Raw genomic sequence first — 7,389 nt, 5'->3', positions numbered from 1 at the left:
ACCGACCAGCGTGCGCCGTCGATCGTGGGGAAGGTGCGGGCTGTCTTGTCGGCGTCGCCGAGATACCCCAGCGGCGCGTAACCCCGCCGCGCCAGCCAGCCTTCGCCGTCGCCGGGCTTCAACGCTGTCGTGCAGTCGGCGGAGACCACACCGGTGCCCTCTTCCGGCGTGAAGGTGGCGGTGTCCGTCGGCGCGGCTTGGTCTTTCGACGAGATCGTGGCCAGCAGAACGCCAGACTCCGAGGATCCGACGGAGTCGAGCACGATCACGTTTGGCAGCAACGTCAGAAGGCGCTCGCGCACTGTCGGCGACAGCGGGGCGCCGCCGTTACTGAAGCAGAAGACCGCGGACAGGTCGTAGTCGCCGGCCTCATAGGCGTCGAGCAACGGCCGCACCATCACGTCGCCCACCACCGGAATGGTGAAGATGCGCTCGCGTTCGGCCAGGCGTAGAACATTGTCGGCGTCGAACCGGACCACATCGTCGGGGATGACGATCACGCCGCCGGTGCTGATGGTGTTGAAGGCTCCCCATTGGGCCGCGCCGTGCATCAACGGCGGGATCAACAGCAGCGAGCGTGAGCCACCGGAAGCCCTTACCTGCGCGATTAATTCGTCGTAGGACTCCAGATCCTTGTCGGCGCCGAACGGCCGGCCGCCCATCGCTGAGATGAAGACGTCGTGCTGCCGCCACAGCACGCCCTTGGGCATGCCGGTGGTGCCTCCGGTGTAGAGGAGATAGACGTCATCGGGGCTGGGAGTGGGCATACCGCCCGCGGGTTCGGGTGTACCGATGATGGATTCGTAGTCCACCGCACCTTCCAGCAGGGGGTTGCCGGAGCCGTCGTCGACCTGGATGAGGACCTCCAAGTTGGGCAACCGGTCTCGGATGGACTGCACCTGCGGGGCGAACTCGCCCGCATACACCAACGCGCGAGCATTGGCATCGGTCAGTAGATAGATCAGTTCCTGCTCGACATAGCGGAAGTTGATGTTGAACGGCGCCACCCGCGCGCGATAGGCAGCGATCATCGCCTCGAGGTGTTCGTTGCCGTTGCGCATGTAGAGCCCCAGGTGATCCTGCCCGGACTGGTGGTTCTCCAAGACGTCGCGTTCGGTATGGCAACCCAGGCCTCGTTCGACGAGGGAGTGGGCAACGCCATCGATGCGGGCGTCCGCTTCGGCGTAGGTATACCGCTTGTCGCGCCAGACGATGGCCTCTTGATCAGGCACGGTGGCCGCGACGGTCTTGAAAATCGTGGACAGATTGAAGCTCATCTGCCGAACTTTAGGGTCGCGGCCACGCCCGCGTGCCCGGAAAGAGAATTCGAAGTCAGTCCACCTGAGTCCAGTACCGGTCGTGTTCGGGCTGACAGTCGCGCAATGCTTTCCGGATTCTGGTCATACTGAGAGTTGGAATTGCTGTAATTGGAGGAGCATTCACCGCGGTGTGGCCACCGCAGTGCCTGGCACCCGTGAGACCCCCGAGGAATTCCGAAAAGTCATCGACTGGGCCGCCGACGCGGGTCCGACGGAGTGACAGTCGCATCAACCCACGGCGCATCAGAAGACAACGGCAGATCAGCAGAAGGGAGGAGGTGATAGACGAGGAAGCAACTGTGGCGTGTGTACGGCTTCAAAGGCACGGTGATCAGCGACGCCGTCGCTCCGGCCGAATGGGATCTCAAGCGGCTGGTCACCAGCGCGATCGTCGGCGGTCGCCACGCCGGCTACAGCGAGAAGACCATCCGGACCTGCTCATCCTCACCGGCCCGGACGGCTCTCCGCTGATCCTGCAAGTCAAACAAGCCAATCAGTCAGTGCTGGATCAATACGGCCGGCGCCGGCAACCCGAGGCGCTGGCCGTCGCCGAGCGGGCATTGGGGCACGGGGCGCGGGTGGTTTCCGGGCAACGGATCCTGCAGGCGATGTCCGACGTCTTTCTGGGGATCCTGCGCATAGACGGCCGGGACTACTACGTTCGCCAGTTCCAGGATATGAAGGGCAGCGTCCAGACCGAGGGTATGTCGCCGCAGGTGTTCGGCAAGTACGTCGGAGCCTGCGCGTTGTCCCTGGCGCGAGCCCACGCCCAGAGCGTCAACGCCTCCTTGCTGCGCGGGTATGTGGGCAGCGGCGACGCTGTCGGCGACGCGATCCTGCGATGGTCCTATGCCTACGCGGACAAGACACTCGAGGACTTCCACGAGTTACAGGCCGCGGCGAGGGCCGGCCGCATTCCGGTCGCCGACGACCCTCTGATGTGAGCGGCCGGGGCACCCGGCGCCTCACCGCGGATCATGACAGGAACTCTGCCGCGGAATCGGCAAGGTCCAGCAGTGGCTGAGGCAGCACGCCGAGGGCGACGGTGATCACCGCCGTCACCCCGATCGCCGCCACACTCAGCGGGCCGGGCGGGGCGACCTCCGGTGCATCCTCGGGCGGGTCGGTGAAGAACATCAGCACGATCACCCGCACATAGAAGTAGGCGGCGATGGCACTGGCGATGACACCGACGATCACCAGCGCGATGGCCCCGCCCTCGCCGGCGGCCTTGAACACGGCGAACTTGCTGACGAATCCGGCAGTCAGCGGGATCCCGGCCAACGACAGCAGGAACAGAGCGAACACCCCACCGGCCACCGGGAATCGGCGGCCCAACCCGGCCCAGCGGGCCAGTTCGGTCTGCTCGACACCATCCGCGCCTCGCACCACGCTGACCACCGCGAACGCACCCACCGTGCTGAACCCGTAGGCGGCCAGGTAGAACAATGTGCCCGACACCCCGGCGTCGTTGGCGGCGAGGACCCCGGTGAGCAGGAAACCGGTATGGGCCACAGCGGAGTACGCCAGCAATCGTTTGACGTCGCGCTGCGTGACGGCGGCGATCGTGCCCAACACCATGGTCAGGATCGCCACCGCCCACAGCACCGGCCGCCACTGATCCTTCAACTCCGGCACCGCGACGTACAGCAGCCGCATCAGCGCGCCGAACGCGGCGATCTTGGTGGCCGCCGCCATGAAGGCGGTGATCGGGGTCGGGGCACCCTGATACACGTCGGGCACCCAGGAGTGGAACGGCACCGCGCCGACCTTGAACAGCAGGGCCACGGTCACCAGTGCGGTGCCCAACAGTGCCAGCGTGGTGTCTTGGGCCAGCGTGGTGTCTTGGGCCAGCGTGGTGTCATGGGCGCCGGCGCGCACCGCGGAGGCGATCCCGCTGATGCTCAGTGTCCCGGCGTAGCCGTACAGCAGCGCCATCCCGTAGAGGAAGAACGCCGACGAGAACGCCCCCAGCAGAAAGTATTTCAGCGCCGCCTCTTGGGAGAGCAGGCGGCGGTGGCGGGCCAGGCCGCACATCAGGTACAGCGGCAGGGACAGCACTTCCAGGGCGATGAACATGGTCAGCAGATCACCGGCGGCGCCGAAGAGCATCATCCCGCCGACGGCGAACATGGTCAGTGGAAACACCTCGGTCTGCGCGACGCCGGCTTTGGTGGCGACCTGCTCGGCCAGGCTGCCCGGCACCGCGGAGGCCTGCGGGGTGAAGGCGTCCAAACCTGCATCCGCGCTGCGGGATCCACGCTGCGCGATCAGCATCACCCCGAGCACCGCGACGAGCAGGACGGTGCCTTGCAGGAACAGTGCGGGCCGGTCGACAATCACCGCGCCGACCGCCGCCGCCTGGCCGCGGCCCGCGCCGAGGCCGCGATACACCCCGACCACACCGACGAACGCGGCGAGCAGACCTCCGAGACTGAGAGCCAGTTGGACCGGGTAGCGGGCCTGCCGGGGTGCGAACGCTTCGGTGAGCACACCGGAGACCGCGACGCCAAACACGATCAGGATCGGGTACAGCACCCCGTATTCGACACTGGGCGCAATCATTTCGCCGCCCCCAGGGTGGGCGCCGGGTCATTCTGGCCGATGTCGGACAGCGTCCTCTCCACGGCCGGGTTGATCACGTCGAGGGCGGGCTTGGGGTAGACGCCGAGTACCACCAGCAGGGCGATCAGCGGGGCCACTACCAGCAGTTCCCGCGGCCGCAGGTCGGTGAGTTCCTCGTTGCCGTCGCTGACCGGGCCGGTCATCATCCGCTGGTAGGTCCACAGCACGTAGACCGCCGAGAGCACCAGGGCCAGCGCGGCCAGCACCGCGACTGCCGGGTAGCGGGTGAAGGTCCCGATGAGTACCAGGAACTCGCTGATGAACGGACCCAACCCGGGCAGCGCCAGGGTGGCCAACCCCGCGACCAGGAAGGTGCCCGCCAGCACCGGAGCCACCTTCTGCACTCCGCCGTAGGCGGCGATGGCGCGGGTGCCGCGCCGGCTGACCAGGAATCCGGCGATCAGAAACAGTGCGGCCGTGGCGATTCCGTGGTTGACCATGTAGAGCGTGGAGCCGGACTGGCCCTGGCTGGTCATCACGAAGATGCCGAGGATGATGAAGCCGAAGTGGCTGATCGAGGTGTAGGAGATCAGCCGCATCACGTCGGTCTGGCCGATCGCGAGGATGGCGCCGTAGATGATGCCGATGACCGCGAGTGTGACGACGACGGGGCGAAACAGCACCGCCGAGTCGGGAAACAGCGGCAGGCAGTAGCGCAGCATCCCGAAGGTGCCCACCTTGTCCATCACCGCCATCATCAACACCGCCGCAGCGGGGGTGGCGTGCACAGCCGCGTCGGGCAGCCACCGGTGCAACGGCCACAGCGGCGCCTTGACCGCGAAGGCGAACAGGAAGCCGGCGAAGATGAGGTGGGCCGCGGCGGGCTGGAGGGCGAAGCTGCCGTCGGCGACGGCTGCGGCGATGGCGCGGACGTCGAACGTGCCGCCGGAAAACGCCCCCGAGTTGGCGGTCGCCACATACAGCCCGACCAGGGCGGCCAACATGATCAGACCGCCGAAGAGGTTGTACAGCAGGAACTTCAGTGCCGCGGCCGCAGCTGCCGAGCCGGCGGCGCCGGATCCCGACCGATCCCGGCCGCCGAACCCGCCGATGAGGAAGTACATCGGGATCAGCATCGCCTCAAAGAAAATGTAGAACAGCAGGATGTCCAGGGAAATCAGCGACATCAGCACCATGCCCTCGACGGCCAGCATGAGCGCGACGTACCCGTGCGGGCCGCGCCCGCGCAGGCCGGGCCGGTCGTCGGCGTCATGCCAGCCGGCGATCAGCAGCAGCGGCATCAGCCCCGCGGTGAGCAGCACCAGCGCCAGCGCGATACCGTCGACGCCCAGGATGTAGCCGGAGCCGAACGAGCGGATCCACTGATGGTCTTCGACGAATTGGTAGCGCGGACCGGCCGGGTCGAAGCGCACTGCAAGGATTAGGGCGACGGCCAGCACTGCCGTCGATACCGCCAGCCCGAGGTACTTGGCGCCGGCGCCCAGCGCGGACGGCAGCACGAGGATGACCACCGCCCCGAGCAGGGGCAGCGCCCACAACACACTGAGCCACGGCATGCCCATCACCGCCACATCGCCGCGAGTAGCACTGCGCCGGCGAACAACCCGGCGCCGGCGAGCATGGAGAGTGCATAGGAACGCGCATAGCCGGTTTGCAGGCCACGCAGGCGGTCGGAGAACCCGCGGACCCCGGCGGTGACCCCGGTGACGCTGCCCTCCACGGCGACGTCGTCGACCGCCACAAGCGCCCGGGTGAGCTGCTGGCCGCCTCGCATGAACACCGCCTCATTGACCGCGTCGCCGTAGAGATCGCGGCGAGCTGCCACGGTGAGTGCCGAAACGTCCTGCGGCGCGGCCTGCGGCACATCCCGGCCGGCGTACTGACGGTAGGCCACGGCGACGCCGACGGCGACGGCGGTTAGCGCCAGCGCGGTGGTCACCCATACCGGAACCGCATGGTGGGCTTCATGTTTGCCGACGACGGGTTCCAGCCAATCCCGCAGGGTGTGGCCCACTGTGAGCACCGCACCGGCGCCGACCGAGCCGATCGCGAGAATGATCATCGGCATCGTCATCACGGCGGGGGACTCGTGCGGATGGGGGTCCGTCACCTCCCCGGAGGCTTCGCCTGCCCCCGAGGTAGCCTGCCAGCGACGCTGGCCGAAGAAGGTCAGCAGCATCACCCGGGTCATGTAGAACGCGGTGATCGCCGCCCCGAGCAGCGTCGCCCCGCCCAGCAGCCAGCCTTTGAATCCCCCTGCATTGAGCGCCGTTTCGATGATGGCGTCCTTGGAGAAGAACCCGGCGAACGGCGGCACACCGATGATGGCCAGATAGCCCAACCCGAAGGTGGCGAAGGTGACCGGAAGCAGCGTGCGTAGCCCGCCGTAGCGGCGCATGTCGGTCTCGTCGTCCATGGCGTGCATCACCGACCCGGCGCCCAGGAACAGGCCTGCTTTGAAGAACCCGTGGGTGAGCAGGTGCAGGATCGCCACCGCGTAGCCGGCCGGGCCGAGGCCGGCGGCGAGCACCATGTAGCCGATCTGGCTCATGGTGGATGCGGCCAATGCCTTTTTGATGTCGTCCTTGGCGCAGCCGATGATCGCACCGAACAGCAGCGTCACCGCGCCGACGATGACCACCGCGGTCTGGGCGGCCGGGCTGAGGTTGAACACCGGACCGGACCGGACGATCAGGTACACCCCGGCGGTCACCATGGTGGCGGCATGGATCAGTGCCGACACCGGGGTGGGGCCCTCCATGGCATCGCCGAGCCAGGACTGCAACGGGACCTGCGCGCTTTTGCCGCACGCCCCGAGGAGCAGCAGCAGGCCGACGGCGGTCAGCGTTGCTTCGCTCATCTGCGGTGCGGCGCTGAACACCTCGTCGAAGTTGACCGACCCGACGGTGGCGAACAGCACCATCAGCGCCGCCGCCAAACCCATGTCGCCGACCCGGTTGACCACGAACGCCTTCTTGGCCGCGGCGGCCGCACTGGGTTTGGCCGACCAGAATCCGATCAGCAGATAGGACGCCAGACCGACGCCCTCCCAGCCGGCGTAGAGGCCGAGGTAGTTGTCGGCCAGCACCAGCAGCAGCATGGCGGCGACGAACAGGTTGAGGTAGGCGAAAAACCTTCTGCGGTCCGGGTCATGCGCCATGTAGCCGACCGAGTAGAGGTGGATCAGCGCGCCCACGCCGGTGATCAGCAGGACAAAACACACCGACAGTGCGTCGAGTTGCAGGCCGAAGTCCACCCGCAGCGCACCCACCGGCACCCAGGAGAACAGCGTGTCGTGGACGATCCTTTCCTCGGCGGGTGCGCCGAGTAGATGAGCGAAAAGCGCTGCCCCGCAGAAAAACGAACCGATCACCGTCGCGCAGCCCAGCAGGTGTCCCCAGGCATCGGTGGCCCGGCCGCCCAGCAGCAACACCGCCGAACCGGCCAGGGGCAGCGCGATAGTCAGCCACAGCAGTGTCGTCAC

6 protein-coding genes are annotated in these 7,389 nt (G+C 67.2%); 2 read left to right on the top strand and 4 right to left on the bottom strand.

The window, feature by feature from the left end:
* Window positions 1–1,277, bottom strand: a 1,277-nt coding sequence (locus ADBZ5N_RS07275) for an AMP-binding protein (protein ID WP_526256818.1), incomplete at its 3' end; no start/stop codon positions are given.
* A 348-nt stretch (window positions 1,278–1,625) separates the two neighbouring features.
* Between ADBZ5N_RS07275 and ADBZ5N_RS07270 the strand changes: the two genes are divergently transcribed.
* Window positions 1,626–1,790 carry a DUF2252 family protein gene (locus ADBZ5N_RS07270; protein ID WP_526256817.1) on the top strand — a complete coding sequence of 55 codons (165 nt, stop codon included), beginning with the start codon at window positions 1,626–1,628 and terminating at the stop codon, window positions 1,788–1,790.
* 29 nt (window positions 1,791–1,819) lie between these two features.
* Window positions 1,820–2,263 carry a DUF2252 family protein gene (locus tag ADBZ5N_RS07265; protein WP_526256816.1) on the top strand — a complete coding sequence of 148 codons (444 nt, stop codon included), beginning with the start codon at window positions 1,820–1,822 and terminating at the stop codon, window positions 2,261–2,263.
* Window positions 2,264–2,294: 31 nt separating this feature from the next.
* On the opposite strand, the gene nuoN is transcribed toward ADBZ5N_RS07265, so the two are convergent.
* From nuoN to nuoL, 3 genes are read right to left on the bottom strand one after another with little or no spacing between them, the layout of a single operon-like run.
* Window positions 2,295–3,884 carry an NADH-quinone oxidoreductase subunit NuoN gene (nuoN, locus tag ADBZ5N_RS07260; RefSeq protein WP_526256815.1) on the bottom strand — a complete coding sequence of 530 codons (1,590 nt, stop codon included), beginning with the start codon at window positions 3,882–3,884 and terminating at the stop codon, window positions 2,295–2,297.
* Window positions 3,881–5,470: an NADH-quinone oxidoreductase subunit M gene (locus ADBZ5N_RS07255; RefSeq protein ID WP_526256820.1), complete on the bottom strand. Its 1,590-nt coding sequence runs from the start codon at window positions 5,468–5,470 to the stop codon at window positions 3,881–3,883. The genes nuoN and ADBZ5N_RS07255 overlap by 4 nt, the downstream gene beginning before the upstream one ends.
* Window positions 5,467–7,389 carry an NADH-quinone oxidoreductase subunit L gene (nuoL, locus tag ADBZ5N_RS07250; RefSeq protein WP_526256814.1) on the bottom strand — a complete coding sequence of 641 codons (1,923 nt, stop codon included), beginning with the start codon at window positions 7,387–7,389 and terminating at the stop codon, window positions 5,467–5,469. The genes ADBZ5N_RS07255 and nuoL overlap by 4 nt, the downstream gene beginning before the upstream one ends.

The sequence above is a fragment of the Mycobacterium sp. genome, from assembly GCF_044370595.1.
Taxonomy (GTDB): domain Bacteria; phylum Actinomycetota; class Actinomycetes; order Mycobacteriales; family Mycobacteriaceae; genus Mycobacterium.
Note: the sequence above shows the minus strand (reverse complement) of the source record. Positions and strands in the feature narration are given on the sequence as shown.

What these genes read in the sequence shown, in the direction of transcription:
- nuoN (WP_526256815.1), bottom strand. Translation starts at nt 3,884, where the DNA reads ATGATTGCGCCCAGTGTCGAATACGGGGTGCTGTACCCGATCCTGATC.